This is a genomic window from Mucispirillum schaedleri ASF457 (assembly GCF_000487995.2).
Taxonomy (GTDB): Bacteria; Chrysiogenota; Deferribacteres; order Deferribacterales; family Mucispirillaceae; genus Mucispirillum; species Mucispirillum schaedleri.
This window is the reverse complement of the sequence record NZ_CP097562.1, coordinates 1,260,437-1,280,000: the sequence shown is the minus strand read 5'-3', so window position 1 is coordinate 1,280,000 and position 19,564 is coordinate 1,260,437. Positions and strand designations below refer to the sequence as shown.

At 31.4% G+C, this 19,564-nt stretch carries 24 protein-coding genes and 1 pseudogene; 14 read left to right on the top strand and 11 right to left on the bottom strand.

Annotated features, from left to right (window positions below; genetic code table 11):
• Nucleotides 1–10: 10 nt before the first annotated feature.
• The 4 genes and pseudogenes from N508_RS06045 to N508_RS10975 form a co-directional block, all read right to left on the bottom strand.
• Nucleotides 11–784 carry a tRNA (adenine-N1)-methyltransferase gene (locus N508_RS06045; protein ID WP_023275509.1) on the bottom strand — a complete coding sequence of 258 codons (774 nt, stop codon included), beginning with the start codon at nt 782–784 and terminating at the stop codon, nt 11–13.
• A gap of 290 nt (nt 785–1,074) precedes the next feature.
• Nucleotides 1,075–1,431, bottom strand: coding sequence for an IS30 family transposase (locus tag N508_RS06040; RefSeq protein WP_143815561.1), 357 nt, complete (start codon nt 1,429–1,431; stop codon nt 1,075–1,077).
• Between the two features lie 98 nt (nt 1,432–1,529).
• Nucleotides 1,530–1,763, bottom strand: a complete 234-nt coding sequence (locus N508_RS06035) for a hypothetical protein (protein ID WP_231380091.1) — start codon at nt 1,761–1,763, stop codon at nt 1,530–1,532.
• Nucleotides 1,764–1,775: 12 nt separating this feature from the next.
• Nucleotides 1,776–1,883: pseudogene (locus tag N508_RS10975) on the bottom strand (hypothetical protein); the annotation flags it as partial.
• 277 nt (nt 1,884–2,160) lie between these two features.
• Here N508_RS10975 and N508_RS06030 point away from each other — a divergent pair.
• The 13 genes from N508_RS06030 (at nt 2,161) to dxr (ending at nt 14,739) form a co-directional block, all read left to right on the top strand.
• A complete protein-coding gene (locus N508_RS06030; protein ID WP_023275506.1) occupies nt 2,161–3,099 on the top strand; it encodes a chemotaxis protein CheV in 939 nt (312 codons plus the stop codon).
• Between the two features lie 16 nt (nt 3,100–3,115).
• Entirely contained in the window at nt 3,116–3,937 is an 822-nt protein-coding gene (gene ybgF, locus N508_RS06025) for a tol-pal system protein YbgF (RefSeq protein ID WP_023275505.1), read from the top strand.
• Between the two features lie 109 nt (nt 3,938–4,046).
• On the top strand, nt 4,047–4,928 hold the full coding sequence (locus N508_RS06020; RefSeq protein ID WP_023275504.1) for a DNA adenine methylase: 882 nt from the start codon (nt 4,047–4,049) through the stop codon (nt 4,926–4,928).
• Nucleotides 4,929–4,938: 10 nt separating this feature from the next.
• A complete protein-coding gene (locus N508_RS06015) occupies nt 4,939–5,790 on the top strand; it encodes a type II restriction endonuclease (RefSeq protein WP_023275503.1) in 852 nt (283 codons plus the stop codon).
• A 149-nt stretch (nt 5,791–5,939) separates the two neighbouring features.
• Nucleotides 5,940–7,745: a translation elongation factor 4 gene (gene lepA / locus N508_RS06010; RefSeq protein WP_023275502.1), complete on the top strand. Its 1,806-nt coding sequence runs from the start codon at nt 5,940–5,942 to the stop codon at nt 7,743–7,745.
• Between the two features lies 1 nt (nt 7,746).
• The gene (gene lepB / locus N508_RS06005) at nt 7,747–8,334 is read left to right on the top strand and encodes a signal peptidase I (protein ID WP_023275501.1); all 588 of its coding nucleotides are present in this window, start codon (nt 7,747–7,749) and stop codon (nt 8,332–8,334) included.
• 820 nt (nt 8,335–9,154) lie between these two features.
• Nucleotides 9,155–9,865 (top strand): UMP kinase, encoded by a 711-nt coding sequence (pyrH, locus tag N508_RS06000; RefSeq protein WP_023275499.1) that lies wholly within the window; start codon nt 9,155–9,157, stop codon nt 9,863–9,865.
• A gap of 30 nt (nt 9,866–9,895) precedes the next feature.
• Nucleotides 9,896–10,450, top strand: coding sequence for a ribosome recycling factor (gene frr, locus N508_RS05995; protein ID WP_023275498.1), 555 nt, complete (start codon nt 9,896–9,898; stop codon nt 10,448–10,450).
• A gap of 5 nt (nt 10,451–10,455) precedes the next feature.
• Entirely contained in the window at nt 10,456–11,250 is a 795-nt protein-coding gene (locus N508_RS05990; RefSeq protein WP_023275497.1) for a type II restriction enzyme, read from the top strand.
• The gene (locus tag N508_RS05985) at nt 11,250–12,059 is read left to right on the top strand and encodes a DNA-methyltransferase (RefSeq protein WP_023275496.1); all 810 of its coding nucleotides are present in this window, start codon (nt 11,250–11,252) and stop codon (nt 12,057–12,059) included. Before N508_RS05990 ends, N508_RS05985 begins: the two co-directional genes overlap by 1 nt.
• Before the next feature lie 9 nt (nt 12,060–12,068).
• Nucleotides 12,069–12,800, top strand: a complete 732-nt coding sequence (uppS, locus tag N508_RS05980) for an undecaprenyl pyrophosphate synthase (protein WP_023275495.1) — start codon at nt 12,069–12,071, stop codon at nt 12,798–12,800.
• Between the two features lie 8 nt (nt 12,801–12,808).
• The gene (locus tag N508_RS05975; protein WP_023275494.1) at nt 12,809–13,624 is read left to right on the top strand and encodes a phosphatidate cytidylyltransferase; all 816 of its coding nucleotides are present in this window, start codon (nt 12,809–12,811) and stop codon (nt 13,622–13,624) included.
• A gap of 2 nt (nt 13,625–13,626) precedes the next feature.
• On the top strand, nt 13,627–14,739 hold the full coding sequence (gene dxr / locus N508_RS05970) for a 1-deoxy-D-xylulose-5-phosphate reductoisomerase (protein ID WP_023275493.1): 1,113 nt from the start codon (nt 13,627–13,629) through the stop codon (nt 14,737–14,739).
• A gap of 125 nt (nt 14,740–14,864) precedes the next feature.
• On the opposite strand, the gene N508_RS05965 is transcribed toward dxr, so the two are convergent.
• The 7 genes from N508_RS05965 to N508_RS05935 are packed head-to-tail and all read right to left on the bottom strand — an operon-like array spanning nt 14,865 to nt 19,110.
• Nucleotides 14,865–15,476, bottom strand: coding sequence for an ankyrin repeat domain-containing protein (locus tag N508_RS05965; protein ID WP_023275492.1), 612 nt, complete (start codon nt 15,474–15,476; stop codon nt 14,865–14,867).
• Between the two features lie 9 nt (nt 15,477–15,485).
• Nucleotides 15,486–15,761 carry a DUF493 domain-containing protein gene (locus N508_RS05960; RefSeq protein WP_023275491.1) on the bottom strand — a complete coding sequence of 92 codons (276 nt, stop codon included), beginning with the start codon at nt 15,759–15,761 and terminating at the stop codon, nt 15,486–15,488.
• Nucleotides 15,749–16,909: a TIGR04013 family B12-binding domain/radical SAM domain-containing protein gene (locus N508_RS05955; RefSeq protein WP_023275490.1), complete on the bottom strand. Its 1,161-nt coding sequence runs from the start codon at nt 16,907–16,909 to the stop codon at nt 15,749–15,751. Before N508_RS05955 ends, N508_RS05960 begins: the two co-directional genes overlap by 13 nt.
• Nucleotides 16,910–17,911 carry an NfeD family protein gene (locus tag N508_RS05950; protein WP_251930591.1) on the bottom strand — a complete coding sequence of 334 codons (1,002 nt, stop codon included), beginning with the start codon at nt 17,909–17,911 and terminating at the stop codon, nt 16,910–16,912.
• A 23-nt stretch (nt 17,912–17,934) separates the two neighbouring features.
• Nucleotides 17,935–18,159 carry a Clp protease/crotonase-like domain-containing protein gene (locus N508_RS05945; RefSeq protein WP_251930590.1) on the bottom strand — a complete coding sequence of 75 codons (225 nt, stop codon included), beginning with the start codon at nt 18,157–18,159 and terminating at the stop codon, nt 17,935–17,937.
• 1 nt (nt 18,160) lies between these two features.
• Nucleotides 18,161–18,898 carry a tRNA (guanosine(46)-N7)-methyltransferase TrmB gene (gene trmB / locus N508_RS05940; RefSeq protein WP_023275488.1) on the bottom strand — a complete coding sequence of 246 codons (738 nt, stop codon included), beginning with the start codon at nt 18,896–18,898 and terminating at the stop codon, nt 18,161–18,163.
• Nucleotides 18,899–18,912: 14 nt separating this feature from the next.
• Nucleotides 18,913–19,110: a DUF1858 domain-containing protein gene (locus N508_RS05935; RefSeq protein ID WP_023275487.1), complete on the bottom strand. Its 198-nt coding sequence runs from the start codon at nt 19,108–19,110 to the stop codon at nt 18,913–18,915.
• Nucleotides 19,111–19,191: 81 nt separating this feature from the next.
• On the opposite strand from N508_RS05935, the gene rpmB reads away from it, so the two are divergent.
• Nucleotides 19,192–19,383, top strand: coding sequence for a 50S ribosomal protein L28 (gene rpmB / locus N508_RS05930; protein WP_023275486.1), 192 nt, complete (start codon nt 19,192–19,194; stop codon nt 19,381–19,383).
• The last annotated feature ends 181 nt before the right edge of the window (nt 19,384–19,564 follow it).

The following is a 19,564-nucleotide window of genomic DNA, read 5'->3' as shown; positions in this document are numbered from 1 at the left end:
CTCATGTATATTAAATATTTTTAAGTTTTCTTGCACTTATTAAAAAAGCACTATGGTTATATATCCACATTTCAGGTCTCACAGACATACCATCCACTTTCCAAGGACGGCGTGTAAACTCTGCAGTTTCTATATCAGAAAAATACCCGCATTCTTTTAATGCATCTACATAGGTTTTTACCTGCAGAATAGTTGGCAGATATGCAACTATAAGCCCGCCGTTTTTTAAACCAGTTTTTAAATGCGGCACCACATGCCATGGTTCTGGTAAATCAAGCAGCACTCTGTCATAAGTGCCGTCTATACCATCATATATACTTCTAACTTCTATTACATGATTTGCAGGTGTCTCCCCCATAAACTGTTTGATAAATTTTGCTGACTGCTCTGCAAAATCTGCCCTGATTTCATAACTTGTAAGGCTTCCTGTACCTGCAAGAGCTCTTAATATCGCAAGAGATAATGCACCTTGACCTATACCTGATTCTAAAATCTTTTGGTTAGGTGCCACATCACACCACATAAGCATAGCTGCAGCATCTTTTGGATAGATAATCTGTGCCTGCCTTTTTATATTCATTACAAAATCCATATATGTTGGCTTATATACAAGATAAGGATGACCTAATGTGCTTTTAATAATATCGCCTTCATCAAGAGCTGCAATATCATTATGCTCAATATAGCCATACTGGGTTGAAAACCTTGCCCCTTCTTTTAATGTTATCATATACTGCTTATCTTTTTTATCAGAAAGCACAACAATGGAATTAAATTCAAACATTGATTTAAAAACTCCAAAAATATAACTTATAACATCATAGCAATTAATAAATCATATTGCAATAGTTTATATAATATGAATTTAATATTGTAAAATCTAAAAACGATTGCAAGAGTTTAAGCATTGTTTCAAGTTCTCATAAAAAATATCATTAGCCGATTTATAGTTAAATAATTTTCTAGGATAATTATTCATCCAGTCCCCGAATTTTTTTAATATAAGCAGCTGAAAAATGTTTAATATCAGTTTTCTTTTTAATAAACTCATCTATAAGTTTATTATTATTCTCATTACTTCCACTTTCTTGGGGAACAATAAGGGTGAGCATAATATATTATAGTTCTCTTAGATAGTTTATTATACACTGATTTTTCTAAACTTTCCATATCTAAAAATTCTACACCATTATCTACTGTTATACTTTTAAATATTAAGCTGAATTTATCTTTATACTCTCTTTCTAATTTATCTAATGCTGCTGTTATACTTTTCTGGGTTTTATCTCTTAATTTGATTATTATTTCAAAACGGGATACTCGTTCTGTAAGCACAAGTAATGCTGATTTACTGCCCTGTTTGCCTGCTGCTGTATCCATCTCCCAATTGCCATATATGCGCTCTTTTAATTTAAATGGGCGTTCTTCTATGCTTCTGCCTCATATATTATTACAGGCTGTTCTTACCTTACTTTTACACTGCTTAGTATATTTTCTATATTCTATACTTTCTAATAGTCCTAATGATATTATATCGTTTGAGTGCTTATTGTTGATATACCCTGATGCCTTAATTCACCAGATATGGCATCGGGGGAATACTTCTCGTCTAACTTACTTTGTATATAACTTAATAACAAACTGTCTTTTTCATAGAACAACTTTCGCCCTGTTTTACTCATTAACTGTCCCCTTATGTTTAATGAATAATAGGCACTGTATTCTTTTCTTACACTCCAGTCACTGTTGCGAAACTCTACCATGCCCCGTTTGATTTCTCGGTATATTGTGCTTTTGTCTCTTTCTAATAACTCCGATATCTCACTTACATTCATTTTTGATTTTAATAATATTTCTAGTTTGCAGCATTCTAATGAACTTAAGTGTTTATTTTTTTTGTCGTTTTAGTGTAGTATACATTAGTGGTTCTTAACTCCTTTCTATTTTTTTGGCTGAAAAATAATATTTTATTTAAAGAGTTTTAACAACCACTTTTTTTGACTCAATTGTTTTGCAATCGTTTTTAGATTTTACCTTTTTATATTTTTATACATAAAAATATTGATTTTTATCATATATGGTATAATATTTTAATTTTCCTTATTGCAAAAGATTTAAACATGTGATAAAAATAATAGTATTCACAATCGGAGATAATTTATGGCTCTAAATCATGGTATATTATTAGAAACAGGAACAAATGAATTTGAAATCGTGGAGTTTATTATTAATAATGGAAATATGCCATACCATTTTTGCATAAATGTTGCAAAAGTGCGTGAAGTAATAATATTTCCAGAAACTACTGTTCAAGTTCCAGATGCACACCCTTCAATTATAGGCACAGCAAATATTCGTCAAAACCTTGTCCCTATTATTAATCTTGGTCAATGGATAGGTGTTCGTCAGCAGGATCCTGATTTCAGCAAATCTAAAGTAATCGTTACTTATTTTAATGGTGCATATAATGGCTTTTTAGTTGATGAAGTTATTCGCATTCACCGTATCACATGGAGCGATATTAAAGATTATTCTGCTATAAGTGATTTAAAGATAGTAGATTCTGTTTTAGGTGTTGTTACTATTGACGACAGACTTATCCAAATGCTTGACTTTGAAAAAATAGTTGCTGAAATTAACCCTATAACTATGGTTAGAGAAACAACTGAAATAGATATGTCTCGCTACTATGACAGAAACGGCAAAACAATCTTTTTAGCAGAAGACTCTCCTACTATTAGAAAACTTTTACAAAGCAGTTTTACTCGTGCAGGCTATAATACTATGTCATTTGAAAACGGTATTGATTTGCTTACAAGGCTTAGAAGAGAAAAACCTGCTCTTATAATTACAGACCTTGAAATGCCTGGCGGCAGTGGTGACTATGTTGTTAGAAAAACTAGAGAAAAAGAAATATTTAATGATGTGCCTATATTAGTTTTTTCATCTATGGTAAGTGTAGAAAATGAAAGAAAACTTTTAAACATTGGAGCATCAAGATTTATTGGCAAGCCAGATTTAAGTGACTTAATAAAGGCTGTTGATGAGTTTGTTCTTGACAAGAAAGGTATTATTATACATAAAGAAATAGTGCAATAATATATGAGGTATATTAATGAAAAAAGTATTATTTTCTACATTAACTGCTTTGCTTGCAGTATCTTGTGCTTCTACTGGCAATGATGCTGTTAAAAAAAGCTTAACTAACATTAATGAAGAACTTGTTGTTATCCAAAAATCTTTAACAGATACTCAAATGAATATGGAAGATGTGCAGTCTGCAAGCGGCAACCTGCAAACAGATGTTACTACAAATGCTGATGCTATTGCAGAACTTCGTTCAGAAATAGCATATCTTAATAATGAAATATTAGTTTTAAAAGGCAATAAAGGTGCAACAGCAGCTCCAATGCAGGATACAAACAGCAAAAATGTAAGCTCAACAACTACATCAAAAGGCAGCTCTGCACCATTAAATAACATTATTATTCTTGATGAAAAAGCACCTGCTGCACCAAAAGAAGAAACTCCACAGATAGTAGTAATAGAAGATTCTGGTGCTGCAAAAAACAGCCTTTATTCTTATGCTATAGAATTAAACAGGCAGAAAAAATATAATGAAGCACGAGCTAAATTTCAAGAATTTATAAAAAAATATCCTAAAGACCAGCTTGCTGGCAATGCTCAATACTGGATAGGGGAAACTTATTACTCTGTTAATGATATGAATAATGCTTTAAAAGCATTTCAAGATGTTATAAGTAAATTTCCTAAATCTAATAAAATTCCTGATGCTATGCTGAAAATTGGCTATGTGCAGGAAAAACAGGGCAAAAAACAGGATGCTGTTGCCACATTTCAAGATTTATTAAAAAAATATCCAAAATCTAAACCTGCAACTCTTGCAAGGCAGAAACTGCAAACATTAGGTGCATAAAATATTTATTATATATTTTTAAAGCCCATACATACACTGTATGGGCTTTTTTTATTGCTAAATAAAATAATATATTATAAAGTAATTACAAAAAAAATTATGAGAGCTTATGGTAAAACTTAAACCTTTTATAAAATGGGCTGGTGGTAAGGGGAAACTGCTCCCACAAATTCGCCAAATGTATCCGCAGGGACTTGGTAAAACAATAACCAAATATGCAGAGCCATTTGTCGGAGGAGGTGCTGTTTTATTTGATATTATATCTACATATCGTTTAGAGCAGATATATATAAGTGATATTAATAAAAACCTTATAAATACATACAATACAGTTAAAAATAATCATAAAGAATTAATAGAGATACTTTCATATATTGAAACCCAGTATTTATCTCTTAATGCTGATATGCAAAAGAAATTCTACTATCTCAAAAGAGATGAATATAACAATATGTATAATACATGTAATATACAAAAAGCTGCTTTACTTATTTTTTTAAACAAAACTTGTTTTAATGGGTTATACAGGGTCAATAAAAATAATATGTTTAATGTTCCTGCGGGTAAATATAAAAACCCTAAAATATACAGCATAGAAAATATATCAGCAATATCAGAAGCACTTAAATATATTGATATTATTGCTGAAAGCTATACAAATGTATATGAATTTGCAGATGAAAAAACATTTATATATTTTGACCCGCCATACAGACCATTAACTAATACTTCGTCTTTTACAGCCTATACAGATAATAATTTTGGTGATAAAGAGCAAATTTCTCTGGCAGAATTTATTGAAAAAATAGAGAAAAAAGGAACATATATTTTATTAAGCAATTCTGACCCACATAATATTGACAACAGCGATATGTTTTTTGATAACCTATATTGTAAAAAGAAAATAAATAGAATTTATGCCCCACGAATGATTAATAGCAAAGGAAATAACAGAGATTATATAAGCGAGCTGCTTATTAGTAACTATTAAGGTATATTTTATGAGAGATTTTAATAATTGGTTTAGCACTTTCACTGACAGTATTTACACATATTCTTATTTTACAGATTTTAAAAAAATATATAAAAATCTAAGTAATATTAAAGTTGAGTTAAATATATTAAATTCTTTAATAGGCAGCCAAGACATTGAAAAAGATTTTCAAAATATTATAAAAAAATATCCAGAAACTACAAAATGTATTCCTATCTTACTTGCCATAAGACAGAAGGAAATAATAGTAAATGATAATACAGATAGACATTTAATTAATTTTACAATATCTAAAAATACAGATATTAAATTATATATTAAATTTATGCAGGAAACTGGACTTTTTGATTTATTATCAAAATCTAAAATTAAGTCTCTGCAAGACTATGTAACAGGTATTGAAGTAGGATTGGATTCTAATGCCCGTAAAAATAGAACTGGAACAGTCATGGAAAATATAATTGAAAACTATATACAAAGTGCAGGTTATAAAAAAAATGATACATATTTTACACAGATAAATACTACTGATTTTAATGCTGAATTTGGTATCAATTTATCATTATATACAAAAGCAGCTGCAAATAAAAAGTTTGATTTTGTAATAAAAAAAGATGATAAAATCTTTGCAATAGAAGTCAATTTTTATAATAGTCAAGGTTCAAAACTTAATGAAACAGCAAGAAGTTATAAAGAAATTGCAATTGAAACAAAGGATATGAAAAATTTTTCATTTATTTGGATTACAGACGGTAAAGGCTGGTTATCTTCTAAAAATAATCTTCAAGATACATTTAATAGTATAAATCATCTATATAATTTAAAAGATGTTGAAAATGGGCTGTTTAAAAAATTGTAATAGTTAAGTGTGCAATTATATAAAAATTATTTTAGTAAATATCACTGCCCATCACTGCATGGGCTTTTTTTATTGCTATATTTTCTATTTTCTGCTACATATTTTAAGAATAAATAAAGTTATAAAGACTTTAAGGACAGGAATATTTAATGAAAACTAAATTTATCCGCAATTTTAGTATTATTGCCCACATTGACCATGGTAAATCTACTATTGCAGACAGGCTTATAGAATATACAGGTGCTCTTGAAAAAAGGCAGATGAAAGCACAAATACTTGACTCTATGGATATAGAAAGAGAAAGAGGAATTACTATTAAGGCTCAGACAGTATGTTTAAACTATAAAGCTGATGACGGAAATAATTATACAATTAACTTAATTGATACTCCCGGACATGTAGACTTTACTTATGAAGTTTCAAGAAGTCTTGCTGCATGCGAAGGTGCATTAGTTGTTGTAGATGCTTCTCAAGGAGTAGAAGCTCAAACTATTGCAAATACATTTATGGCAGTTGACCAAAATTTAGAGCTTATCCCAGTTATTAATAAAATAGACCTGCCTTCGGCTGATGTGGAAAGAGTTAAGGCAGAAATAGAAGACTCTATTGGAATAGATGCCAGTGGGGCGATACCTGCCAGTGCAAAAGAAAATATCGGCACAAAAGAAATACTTGAAGCTATTGTTAAACAAGTGCCAGCACCAAAAGGCAGTGTAAATAAAAATTTAAAAGCTATGATTTTTGACTCATGGTACGATTCTTACCGTGGTATCATTATTCTTATCCGTGTTATGGATGGCATTATCAGAAAAGGTGATAAAGTGCAGTTTATGGCTACAGGCAGGGAATATGAAGTTATAGAAATAGGTAAGTTTCTGCCACAGGCTGCTCAAATGGAAGAATTAGGACCTGGAGAAGTTGGTTTTATTTCTGCCAGCATTAAAGATGTGCATGAAGTAAAAATAGGCGATACTGTAACACACGCTAAAAATCCTACACAAGACCCTTTTCCCGGCTTTAAAAATGTTAAACCCGTTGTTTTCTGCGGATTATACCCAATTGACCCTAACCAGTATCAAGATTTGAGAGATGCAATAGAAAAACTTATATTAAATGACAGCGCAATAACATTTGAGCCAGAAAGCTCATGTGCATTAGGATTTGGTTTCAGATGCGGCTTTTTAGGGCTGTTACACATGGAAATAGTTCAGGAAAGACTTGAAAGAGAGTTTAATTTAAACCTTATATCAACAGCCCCTACTGTTATTTATAAGATATATAAAACTGACGGCACATGTATAGAAGTGGATAATCCTGCCGATTTGCCAGACCCAAATAACTATATAAAAATAGAAGAGCCGTATATTTCTGCAACATTAATTCTGCCTTCAGAATATGTTGGTGCAGTAATACAGCTTCTACAGCAAAGACGGGGCTGGCAGACTAATATGAAATTTTTGTCACAAAGCCGTGTTATATTAGAATATATGCTGCCATTAATGGAAGTGGTAATGGATTTCTATGATAAATTAAAATCATGCTCAAGGGGTTATGCATCTTTTGATTATGAATTTGCAGAATACAGGGAAAGCAAGCTGGTTAAACTTGATATTCTTATAAATAAAGAGCCTGTTGACGCTTTATCTATTATAGTGCATAAAGATCAGGCAGATTATAAGGGAAGAGAATTAGTTGAAAAAATGAAAGAAGTTATCCCTAGGCAGATGTTTGAAGTAGCAATTCAAGCTGCAATAGGTAATAAAGTAATAGCTAGAAGCACTGTAAAAGCATTTAGAAAAGATGTTATTGCAAAATGTTACGGCGGCGATATAACACGAAAAAGAAAACTGTTAGAAAAGCAGAAAGAAGGTAAAAAGCGAATGAAACAAATAGGCTCTGTTGAACTGCCGCAGGAAGCATTTTTAGCAGTGCTGCGTATAGGAGAAGATAAATAGTATGAGTAAAAAAGAAAAAGATAAACAGACTGGAGAAAAACCTAAAAATTCTTCAAAAGAGATTATAGACAGCATTGTAGTTGCTTTTGTTATCGCTGTATTTATAAGAACTTTCTTTTTAGGAGTATATACTATACCAACAGGCTCAATGCTTGATACTCTGCAAATAGGTGATTTTATACTTGTGAATAAACTTTCTTATAAATTCTCTAAACCAGAGCATGATGACATAGTTGTATTTGAATATCCGCTTAATCCAAAAGTAGATTACATAAAAAGGGTTATTGGGGTGCCGGGTGATGTTATTGAGATAAAAGATAAAACAGTATATAGAAATGGCGAAAAATTAGAGCCTGATTATGTCCGCTTTGAAGAAGGATACCACCTTGCAATATCTGATAATGTGGAAAAGTTTACTGTGCCAGAAGGCTTTTATTTTATGATGGGTGATAATAGAGATAACAGTGCAGACAGCCGATTTTGGGGATATGTAAAAGAAGATGCAATCGTAGGCAAAGCATTTATTATATATTGGTCATGGGGAGAAAATGGTCCTAGATTTTCAAGACTGTTAAATTTGATACATTAATATATAGAAGCGGGTGTAAAACCCGCTTGAGATAAGAATGTAATTTATACTATATATAGTGTGTTTATAAAAACAGTGATTTCCACTGTCAGCAAGAGAAAGAATAATAATTTTAAATTATTCTTTTGGTGTGTTACCTCTGCCACCGCCAGATGGCTTGCCAGTTGTGCTTGGATAATTTGGATTACTACCGCTACTTTTGCTCATAAAAAATCTCCATATTGTTTTTATTTGAAATATATTTCATGTATTATCATACCTCCCCCCTGATACATTATGTCAAGAAAAATTTTAGGAATAAACAATACCTGTATAAAAATTATTCCTGCTTTACCCTCATTTTTTTGAAAGAATATTTCTAACTACATCATAATAAAGATAAAATATATACTGATTTTAAAAATAGACTTTTAAAATTAATATGTCTTAATATCCTCTTTTAAAGGATGCTTCCATGTTATTTCATTCTCTTTGCGACTTAATTTCTTATGAGCTGTTTTTTTGGAATGTTTAGCTGTTAGAAAGTTTTGAGCAATAGCGAGTTGCTGCAGCTATGGAGAAAAACCAGCGAATGTTTAAGGAATTGGAGTATAAGAAATGAAATAACGAAAACTTTGATTTTTGAGATGGGCGGCGGCAGGATAGTTTAAGATATTTTGCATATACATATTAATTAGTAAAATAATAATTACATATATTTTATTAATAACAGCTTTTTTAATCATAGTTTAAAAAATGGGGGTAAAGTAGAAAATTATTCCCCTTGATTATATTCAATTATTATAGTATTCTAAAATGTTTAAATGCAGCGGAGGAATATATGGACTTAAAATATAACAGAATATTATTAAAATTAAGCGGTGAAGCCTTAATGGGCAATGCTCAGTATGGAATTGATGCTGAAACAGTTAAATTTATTGCATCAGAAATCAAACCTATTTATGACTTAGGTGTGAAAATAGGCATTGTTATTGGAGGCGGTAATATTTTCCGCGGAGTATCCCCTGCTGCAAAAGGGATGGATAGAGTTACAGCAGACCACATGGGTATGCTTGCAACAGTAATTAACTGCCTTTCTGTGCAGAATGCACTTGAAATGAATGGCATAGAAACAAGAGTGCAGTCTGCTATTGAAATGAGACAAATTGCAGAGCCTTATATTAGACGCCGTGCTATGCGTCATTTAGAAAAAGGCAGAGTAGTTATTTTTGCAGGCGGCACAGGCAACCCTTACTTTACTACTGACACTACTGCAACACTCAGAGCTTCAGAAATCAATGCAGATGTAGTGCTGAAAGCTACAAAAGTGGACGGCGTATACACTGCTGACCCTAAAAAAGATGCTTCTGCATCAAAATATACTGAAATAAACTATATTGATGTGCTTACAAAAGGTTTAAAAGTAATGGATGCCACAGCAATAAGCATGTGTATGGATAACCAGATACCTTTAATAGTATTTGATATGTTTGGCAAAGACAATTTAATGAAAATAGTTAAAGGAGAGCCTATAGGCACTCTTGTAAAATAAAAGATAAATGAAATATTGTTAGGAGAACTTATGAGCGAAGTTGTTAAGGAATTTAAAAATTCAGTTGAAAAATCTATCAGCTTTTATAAAGAAGAATTAAAAGGTGTTAGAACAGGCAGAGCAAGTGTAGCTATGTTTGAAAATATTAAAGTTGACTATTACGGCACACCTACTCCATTAACTGGAGTTGCTTCTCTTTCTGCACCAGAGCCTAGACTTGTTACTATTTCACCATGGGATGCAAGCCAGATACCAGCCATTGAAAAAGCTATACAAAACAGCCAGATGGGCTTTAATCCATCAAATGATGGCAAAATTATCCGCGTTCCTTTCCCACAGCTTACAGAAGAAAGAAGAAAAGAGCTTGTTAAAATAGTTAAAAAAATGGGTGAAGATGCAAAAGTTGCAATCCGTAATGAAAGAAGAGATGCTAATGATAAAATAAAAAAACAGGAAAAAGATAAAGAAATAAGTGAAGATGATGCAAAAAAACTTCAAGATGATGTTCAAAAAGGAACTGATAATGCTGTTAAAAAAATAGATGAGATTACAGCATTAAAAGAAAAAGAAGTTATGGAAATATAATTTTAATGGATAATAAAAAACTAGTCATTGAAGAACTTTTTAAAGAATGCAGTAAAAGAAATAACTATATATTTAACAACAATTTAGTGAAAGAAATATCTAAAAAAATTGGCTTTGGCAATCCATTTGATGTTACAAAAATAGACATTAAAGAAAAATTGCCAATGTCACTTTTAGAAAAAGATTATTGTATTATTCATTTAGGAGAAGGGAAACATAAGTTTATAAAAGGTGTTAATACAGTTTATCATGAATTTGAAGACATAAAACAGGATGATATTATTAAGTGGGATTATAAAAAAAGCCTTTTGAATCAATATAATGATAGTGAAAGTAATATTTTATCTGTTGCAAATAATCAAAGAATACTACATGACTTTTTATTTGGCAGTGATAATGAATACTATTCTTTATCAATAGAAAAATGCCCTAAAACTTATTTTCCACATAGGACAAAAAAAACATTGGAATATTCCTTTAATAATACACAAATTAAAGCAAAAAATCAGCAAATAGAAATTGATCTAACTATAGAATATAATGGTATTATTGGATTATTTGAAGCAAAGAATGGTAAACCCACTAATTTTAATATATATCAGCTTTTTTATCCATACTTATATTATGCACTATCAGATTTAGAGTATAAACAAATTAAATGTGTTTATTTAGTAAGAACAAAACAAAATAATACATCAGAAATCACACTTTGGGAATATGAATTTGAAGACAAAAAGTTAGACTCTATAAAATATATTAAATCAAAAAGATATATTCTAAATACATTACAAGGTGCATAATGATAAACTTTAATACATTATATTTAGAAGACACTTTAAAAATACTTAAACAAATTCCAGACAACTCTCTTGATATGGTATATGGGGATCCTGATTATAATGTTGGAATAAATTACAATGGCAATAAATACACAAAAAGCTGGGATAAATATATTGAATGGTATTGTGAACTTGCAAGTGAATCTATAAGAGTATTAAAACCAACGGGTAATCTTTTTTTAATAAATTATCCAAAGCAAAATGCATATTTACGAGTTAAATGTCTTGATAATATATGTTATAAGGTATATGATTATGTGTGGATATATAATTCCAATGTAGGTCATAGCCCAAGCCATTTAACTACAGCACATAGATCAATTTTACATGCAACAAAAACAAAAAATAATAACTTTTATAAAGAAAATATTGCCGTTCCATATCAGAATCCAACAGATAAAAGGATTATGCAGAGAATTCAAAATGGATCCACTGGGCGAATGCCATATTCATGGTTTTATTATGACCTAGTAAAAAATGTTAGTAAAGATAAAACATTCCATGCCTGCCAAATACCACAAAAATTAGTAGAGATGCTTATTTTATCTTGTACTCAAAAAAATGATACTGTATTTATATTGTTTGGGGGCAGCGGCGGAGAAATTATACAGTGCGAACAATTATCAAGAAAATGGATTAGCTGTGAACTTAATCAGGAATACTATCAAATGATTTTAGATAGACTAGAAAATAATGGAGATATAAAAATAGAATATAAATTGCAGAATAAAAGAAATAAATATACAAGTTTAGACTATATCAATCAATAATGTGTTATTATGAATAATAAAGGTTTAGAAAATCTTCATATTGCTGTAATTATGGACGGCAACGGCAGATGGGCTAAAAAAAGGGGACTTCCCCGCTTTTTAGGTCATAAAGAGGGTGTTAAGACTGTTAAAAAAATTATCACTCATACTGCTAAAAACCATTTAAAAGCATTAAGCATATTTGCATTTTCTGCTGAAAACTGGCTCCGTCCAAAAGAAGAAGTTTCTTTTTTAATGAACCTGCTTGATGAGTATGTTGTTTCAGAATGGGATACTATTACTAAAAATAATATTCGTTTTGTAATGTCTGGCAAAGCAGAGCTTATACCAGAAAAAACAAGGCAGTCTCTTTTAAAGCTTAAAGAAGAAACAAAAAATAATACTGGTCTGCTTTTAAATATGGCATTAAGTTACAGTGCGCAGGATGAACTTGTAGACTGTATGAAACAGATTGCAAAAAAAGTGCAGAAAGGCAGTATAAATATTGATGATATATCAAAAGATACTATTAGAGATAATCTTTATAACAGCGAACTTCCAGATGTGGATTTACTTATACGCACAAGCGGTGAGCAGCGTATAAGTAACTTTATGTTATGGCGAATATCTTATGCAGAGCTTTATTTTACAGATAAACTGTGGCCTGATTTTAATGAAAAAGATTTTGACAAAGCAATAGATGAATTTAATAAAAGAGTTCGCAGGTTTGGTAAAACTGATGAACAGTTAAACAATAATTGAGGGAATTTATGGACAGCAAAAAATCAAAAGAAATGTTTATGCGGATAGTTGTGGCATTAATACTTATACCACTTGCACTATTATTAATTATAAAAGCACATTCCCATATATTTTTGACTATTGTTGCTTTGCTATCTATATTAGGAACACATGAATTTATAAAAATTATGAAAAATGATAATATCCGCTTATATACTCCATTAATGTGGGTGTCATCAGCTGCTGTGCCATTTTTAATATACTTTTTAGGGTTTGCTGCTTTTACTGCCTACTCATTCGTTATTATTTTTATATTATTCCTTTTAAAAATGTTTTCTGCAACCCCAACAGAAAAAGTTATGGAAGAAGTATCATATAACTTTTTTGCTGTAATGTTTGTGCCATTTATGTTTACTTTCCTTGCTCTTTTAAAAAATATAGGCTATGAATGGGTATTATTTTTATGTTTTATTGTATGGGCAAGTGATTCTTTTGCATATTTTACAGGTGTTACCTGCGGCAAGCACAAACTTATTCCAAAAGTAAGTCCCGGCAAATCTATAGAAGGTCTAATTGGCGGCACAATTGGTGCATTAATAATTGGTGCTCTTTTTAACTATTATCTTTTAAATGAAAACTGGATAATTATGGCGATTATTATTGTAGATGTAATAGTGGCTGGTGTAATTGGAGATTTAATTGAGTCTATGATAAAACGCAGTGCAAATGTAAAAGACAGCGGCACACTGCTTCCGGGGCATGGCGGTATTTTAGACAGGTTTGATTCTTTAATGATTGCAGGTCCTGTTCTTTACTTTTATCTTATATATATTGCAGGCAAATAGTTATGAATAAAAAGAAAATAGGTATTATAGGTGTTACTGGCTCAGTTGGCTCATCAAGTGTGGAAGTAGTTGCTGCAAATAGTGATTTATTTGATACAGTATTTGTTACAGCTCACCAGAATATGCAGGGGCTTGAAAAAGCAAAAAATCTGCTTAATGCAAAATATGCGGTCCTTACAAGCAGCCCTGAAAGCAGCAGACAGATATTAGACATTATTAATAACGAAATGGTAGATATTGTTCTTTTTGCAGCAGCTGGTGTATCTGTTGTCCGACTTGTATATGATATTGTAAAAAATGGCACACATATTGCCCTTGCTAATAAAGAATCTATCGTTACAGCAGGAAGCCTTATAATGAATGAAGCAAAAAACAGCGGTGCAAAGATACTGCCTGTTGATAGTGAACATTCTGCAATATTTCAGTGCCTTTTAGGACAGCAAAAACAATATGTTTCAAAAATTACACTGACAGCAAGCGGCGGTCCATTTAGACACAGACCAAAAGAAGCATTTAACTATATTAATAAGAAAGAAGCATTGAAACACCCTAACTGGTCTATGGGCTCAAAAATTACAGTTGACTCTGCAACTATGATGAATAAAGGGCTGGAATTAATAGAAGCAAGATTTTTATTTGATATGAAATCAGAAAAACTTGATGTTATAATCCATCCAGAAAGTATTATTCACTCATATATTACTTTTACAGATGGCTCTACAATAGCTCAGCTTGGAATGCCTGATATGAAAACACCTATTGCAGTTGCATTAGGCTATCCTGATAGAATTAACTCAACAGTCCAGCCTTTAAATATGTGGGAACAGAAATCACTTACATTTTTTAAACCTGATTTACAGAAATTTAAATGCTTAAAAATTGCTGTGGATGTATTAAAAACAGATTCTAATGCTTTAATGACTGCAATGAATGCAGCAAATGAACAGGCAGTTTATGCATTTTTGAAAGAAAAGATAGTATTTAAAGATATTCCTGATGTTATAGAAGAAGTTTTAGGGAAAGTAGAGATACAGGATGCTGAAACTATTGATGAAGCAGAAGCAAATATTATAAAATACCAAAAAGCTGCCGAAGAAATCACAGGAAGATTATAATATATTTTCAAAATCTGAGTTTATGTGTAACAGCATAAATTCAGGCTTATTTGTTTTAATAATGTTCTGCTTAAAGCAGATAACAAAAGGTTGCTTTATAAGATATTTGCAGTAGTAAGATTATGCTACATATCATTAATAATAGTTTTTAATGCAGGAATAAAATATCCTGAATCAATTAATGATAGACCAATCTCTTTTGCTGTTCTTCCTTTACTATCTGTTATTGCAGTATCTGCCCCTGCATTTAACAAAGCATGCACCATATCTATATTATTTTTTATTACTGCAAGCATTAGTGGAGTATAACCCTGACTGTTTTTTATATTTAAATCAGCTCCGTTTTTTTCTAAAAACTGCAGCTGCTCTATATTTGCACTTAAAGTTGCTGCATGGTTTGATATTTTTATGACAGGTGCTTCATCAAAATAAGCAGGTGCATTAATATTAACACCTTTTTTAAGCATAGCAAGCAGAACTAATTCATAACTTTTTATATATACTCTCTCAAAATTTTTAGCAAAAGCCGTCATACCATCATTATCCTGCACAGTCCAGTCTATGCCAGCATTCATTAATATTTCTACAGTTTCAGGTGATTTTACATAGTGAAGTAAAGTGCCGCCATTTTGTGTTTTAAAATTAATATTAACACCCTGCTCTTTTAAAAGCTCTGATAATAAAGCCGTATTATTTTCAGTTACTGCATCATAAAGTTTTGTTTCCAGCTGGTTCATAGACTGCTCCTATACATAAAATTTTAAGCCTTCAAGTTTACTGATAGCTGTATAAAGGCTTTCTAGTTCTTCATATGTCCATACTTCTGTTGTTGCTGATATGCTTATATATTTTCCTGTCCTGCTTATATTTTCTGCAAAATTAACATCACTTCTTCCATCAAAAACCTTTCTTGCATCAGCTAAAAAATTGTTTGTGTTTTCTCCCATAATTTTAAATGTAAAAACATCTGGAAATTTTTGCAAGTCTTTTAATGTTTTGCCGTTATTTTCTATATTCTGCATACTTTCTCCTTATCTTTTATTACTCTGCCAAAAACTCTTCCTATGCCTTCCAGACTTTTTACAGCTTTTACTAACTTTGCAGGCACTTCGGTAGATTTCTCATACTGCCAGCGGCTTCCGGGAAGCGGGTCAAATGGATGGGAATGTATAGTTACTCTGCCTTTCCATTTTTCTATAAACTTATATGTTTCTTCATAAGTTTCTTCTGTTTCATAGGGCAGTCCAAATATCAAATCTACAACTATTTCAAAATTTTTATTTAATAAAAGTTCAATAGCTTTTTCTGTTTCTGCAAGCCCTGAACGCCTGTGCATAATCTTCTGCATATAATAAGATGCAGACTGCAGTCCTAAAACTATCTGCTTATTATCACAGTATTTAACAAGCAAATCTACAAGCTCTTTTGAAACACCTGACGGGTCTAATTCTGATGGAAATGTGCCATAAAAAAGTTTGCCTTTTGTCCCTATTGTGCTGCGGACATTATATAAAAGACCTTCTATTGCTTCTAAATTTATTCCCTTGTTATACTGGTATGATGAAGCATCAGGTGCAATAAACCGCACATCTGCAAAACCTTTTCTGCTTAAAGCAAATTTTATTTCTTCCACAATAAAATCTATACTTCTGTGCCTTAGTCTGCCACGGAAAAGCTGGGGTGTCTGGCAGTAAGCACATCCACTTGGGCAGCCCCTGACTATCTCTATTGGTCCAAGTGAAACCATTTTTCTTGGAAATACTCTGTATTCATCAAGGTTTAATACTTTTTTGCCAGTAATTATTCCTTCCACTCTGCCAGAATGTGCCATTTCTATAATATCTTTAATACTTTCTTCGCCTTCGCCTGCACATACTCCGTCAAAATATTCAAGCATATCTTCACTTCTTGCACTGGGATGAGCTCCACCGCATACAGTATTTATTTTAGGCAGTTTTTCTTTAAGTTTTGTAACATAATCAATATATGCACTGCTTGTGCCTGTTAAAAATGAAAATAAAGCTAAATCATCTTCTTTTAAAAATTCAAAAGCATCCTGTGGTGTTAATACATAATAATCCTTTTCAGGAAACCATTTTTCATAAGCTGCTAAAAGTGCTCTTATAGAGTGTTTATTAGTCTTATCCCTTACAAATACTACTCTTTTCATTTATTTTTTCTTAACCTTAAGTTTTAAACCTTCTATATTTGTAATAATAACTATATCATTTACTAATAAACTTTCGTCACTGTAAGCATTCCATATTTCTTCATATATTTTAACTCTTCCAATGCCGTTTTCCCAATCTATTACACGAGCTTCCTTATCAAGCATAGTTTCTGGACCTGATGATGGTCTTTTTGTAAAATCTTTTATTATAAGCCTGCCTATTAATAAAGCTATCAATAAAGTTGTGCCTGTAATTAATATTATAACCCATAAAGATACAGATATTCCCGCAGAATGCTCGCTGTCAAAAAGCATACGAAGTCCAAAAATAAGGCTCACAAGACCTGCCACTGTTAATGCCCCAAAACTTGTAATAAATATTTCTGCAATAAAAAGCCCAAAGCCTAAAAGTATAAGCATTATTCCTAAAAAGTTTATAGGTATAATATTTGCACCAAAAGCAAATACTATTAAGCATACAATGCCAAGCCCTGCAAAAACAAATGTGCCGGGCATTTTAATTTCAAGCATAATAAGGATAATGCCAAGGAAAAGAACAGCTGCTAAAAAATCAGGGTTAGCTATAATATTATATATTTCCTGCTTAAAATCAGGGTATAAATTGATTATATCTGCATTTTCTGATATATTATATTTTTCAGAAATTATTTTTATAAGCTCATCGTGGTTTACAACTGCATCAACAATATTCAGCTTCAATGCCTCTGATGATGTATAGCTTTTAGATTGTGTAACCATACCAACAGCCACTTCAATATTTTTACCACGCTTTTCTGCAATAGTTTTAATTAATGCAGTAGTGTCATTTAAAACTTTTTCTGCCATATCACCTTTTATATCTTCTCCATTTGATGAAACAGGATGGGCTGCCCCTATATTTGAGCTTTCACTCATTGCAGAAAATTCTGCAGCCATGGTAATAAAAATACCAGCTGAAGCTGCCCTTGCACCATTTGGATAAACATAAGATATAACAGGCACTTTTGCAGAAAGCAGTATCTGAACTATTTTTCTTGTAGATTCAAGAACACCCCCGGTGTATCAATATACATCAATACTGGCACATTATCTTTTTCAGCTTTTGATATATTAGCCTCAATAAATGATGCCGCTGCATCTGTAATCACTCCATCAATAGTAAAAGAGTATATTTTATCATAACTATTTTCACCATAGGATATTTGTGAAAAGCATAGTGTAATCATTACTAATAAAATTATTTTTTTCATATTATATTCTCTCATATCTAAAAAAATAAGCACCATCACTGCTTACAAATTTTCTAAAATATTTTGTAGGAAAATAATTATCTACATGGCGGACAAAACTTGTTTCATATATAGATTTTATTCCTTTTACTTCTTTTAAATTTTCATTTATTTCTTCCGCATAATCATCATGGTCTGTTGCTATCTGCATAAGCCCGCCTTTTTTCAACTTTGAAACCATAAGCTGCATAAATTCAGGCTTTAAAAGCCTTCTTCTTTTATGCTTTTTTTTAGGCCATGGGTCTGGAAAGTTTACATAAATATTACTTAAAGCTTCATCTTCCATAAGCCTCAAAATAAGAGCTGCATCAAACTGGATAATGCGTATATTATCAGCATCTATTTTATTTACCCTTTTTTCTGCCAGTTTAAATATTTTTTTAAATACTTCCACTCCAAGCCAGTTTTCTTCTGTCCTGTCAGCTGCATATTTTGCAATAAACTCTCCATTTCCTATACCTATTTCTAAATTCAAAGGCTTATTATTGCCAAATATTTCCATACATGTTAAAGGTCTTAGCTTAATATCAGGATAAAGCTGGCTCCAGACTGCATCACCATAAAGAGCATTGTTTTCAAAAGGCAGTTTCAATGTTTCACCATTTTTATCAATATTTTCTGCATAACGGATACCTCCCTGCCACCATGAAAAAAATGCTGGAAGCTGCCTTTCATTTTTACTTAAATTATTTTCTTCCATTCTATTCTCATTTACTACTGATTTGATAAATTATTTAACTTCTCCATAATTTCTTCAAGATTTAATCCATGCATAAGGCAGCTTTTTTCTAATGTTTCATTTTGTATACCCATGCAGCTAAGACAGCCCATATTAAGGCTTTCAAAAAACTCTTTTGCTCCATTAATATTTTTTAAAATATCAGCTGTCAAAGTATCTTTTGTAATAATCATAGCTCCTCCTTAAAAAAACACTTGCTATTTTCATAAAAAATAGGTTATCATTTTACTCCCTAAAAAGCAAGGAGGAATGATATGGCAAGACGCTGCGATGTTTGTGGCAAAGGTCCTTTAAGTGGAAACTTAATAAGCCATGCACACAATGTTTCAAGAAGAAAGTTCTACCCTAACCTTCACAGTGTAAAAACTGTTGAGGCAGATGGAACTGTTGTAAGAAAAAAAGTTTGTGCAAAATGCCTTAAAGCCGGCAAAGTTAAAAAAGCATAAGAAAAAAGCTTTTATATACAATTATTCCCGCCTGAATGCTGCTGATTATATATAATCAGATAGTTTTTAGGCAGGATGACAGCTTTATTTTTTTACATATTACTGCCGCTTCGGTTATACTACCCAGCGGCACAGCCTTACCAATGAAAATACACTATTTTCATAACAGTGTTTTTGTATT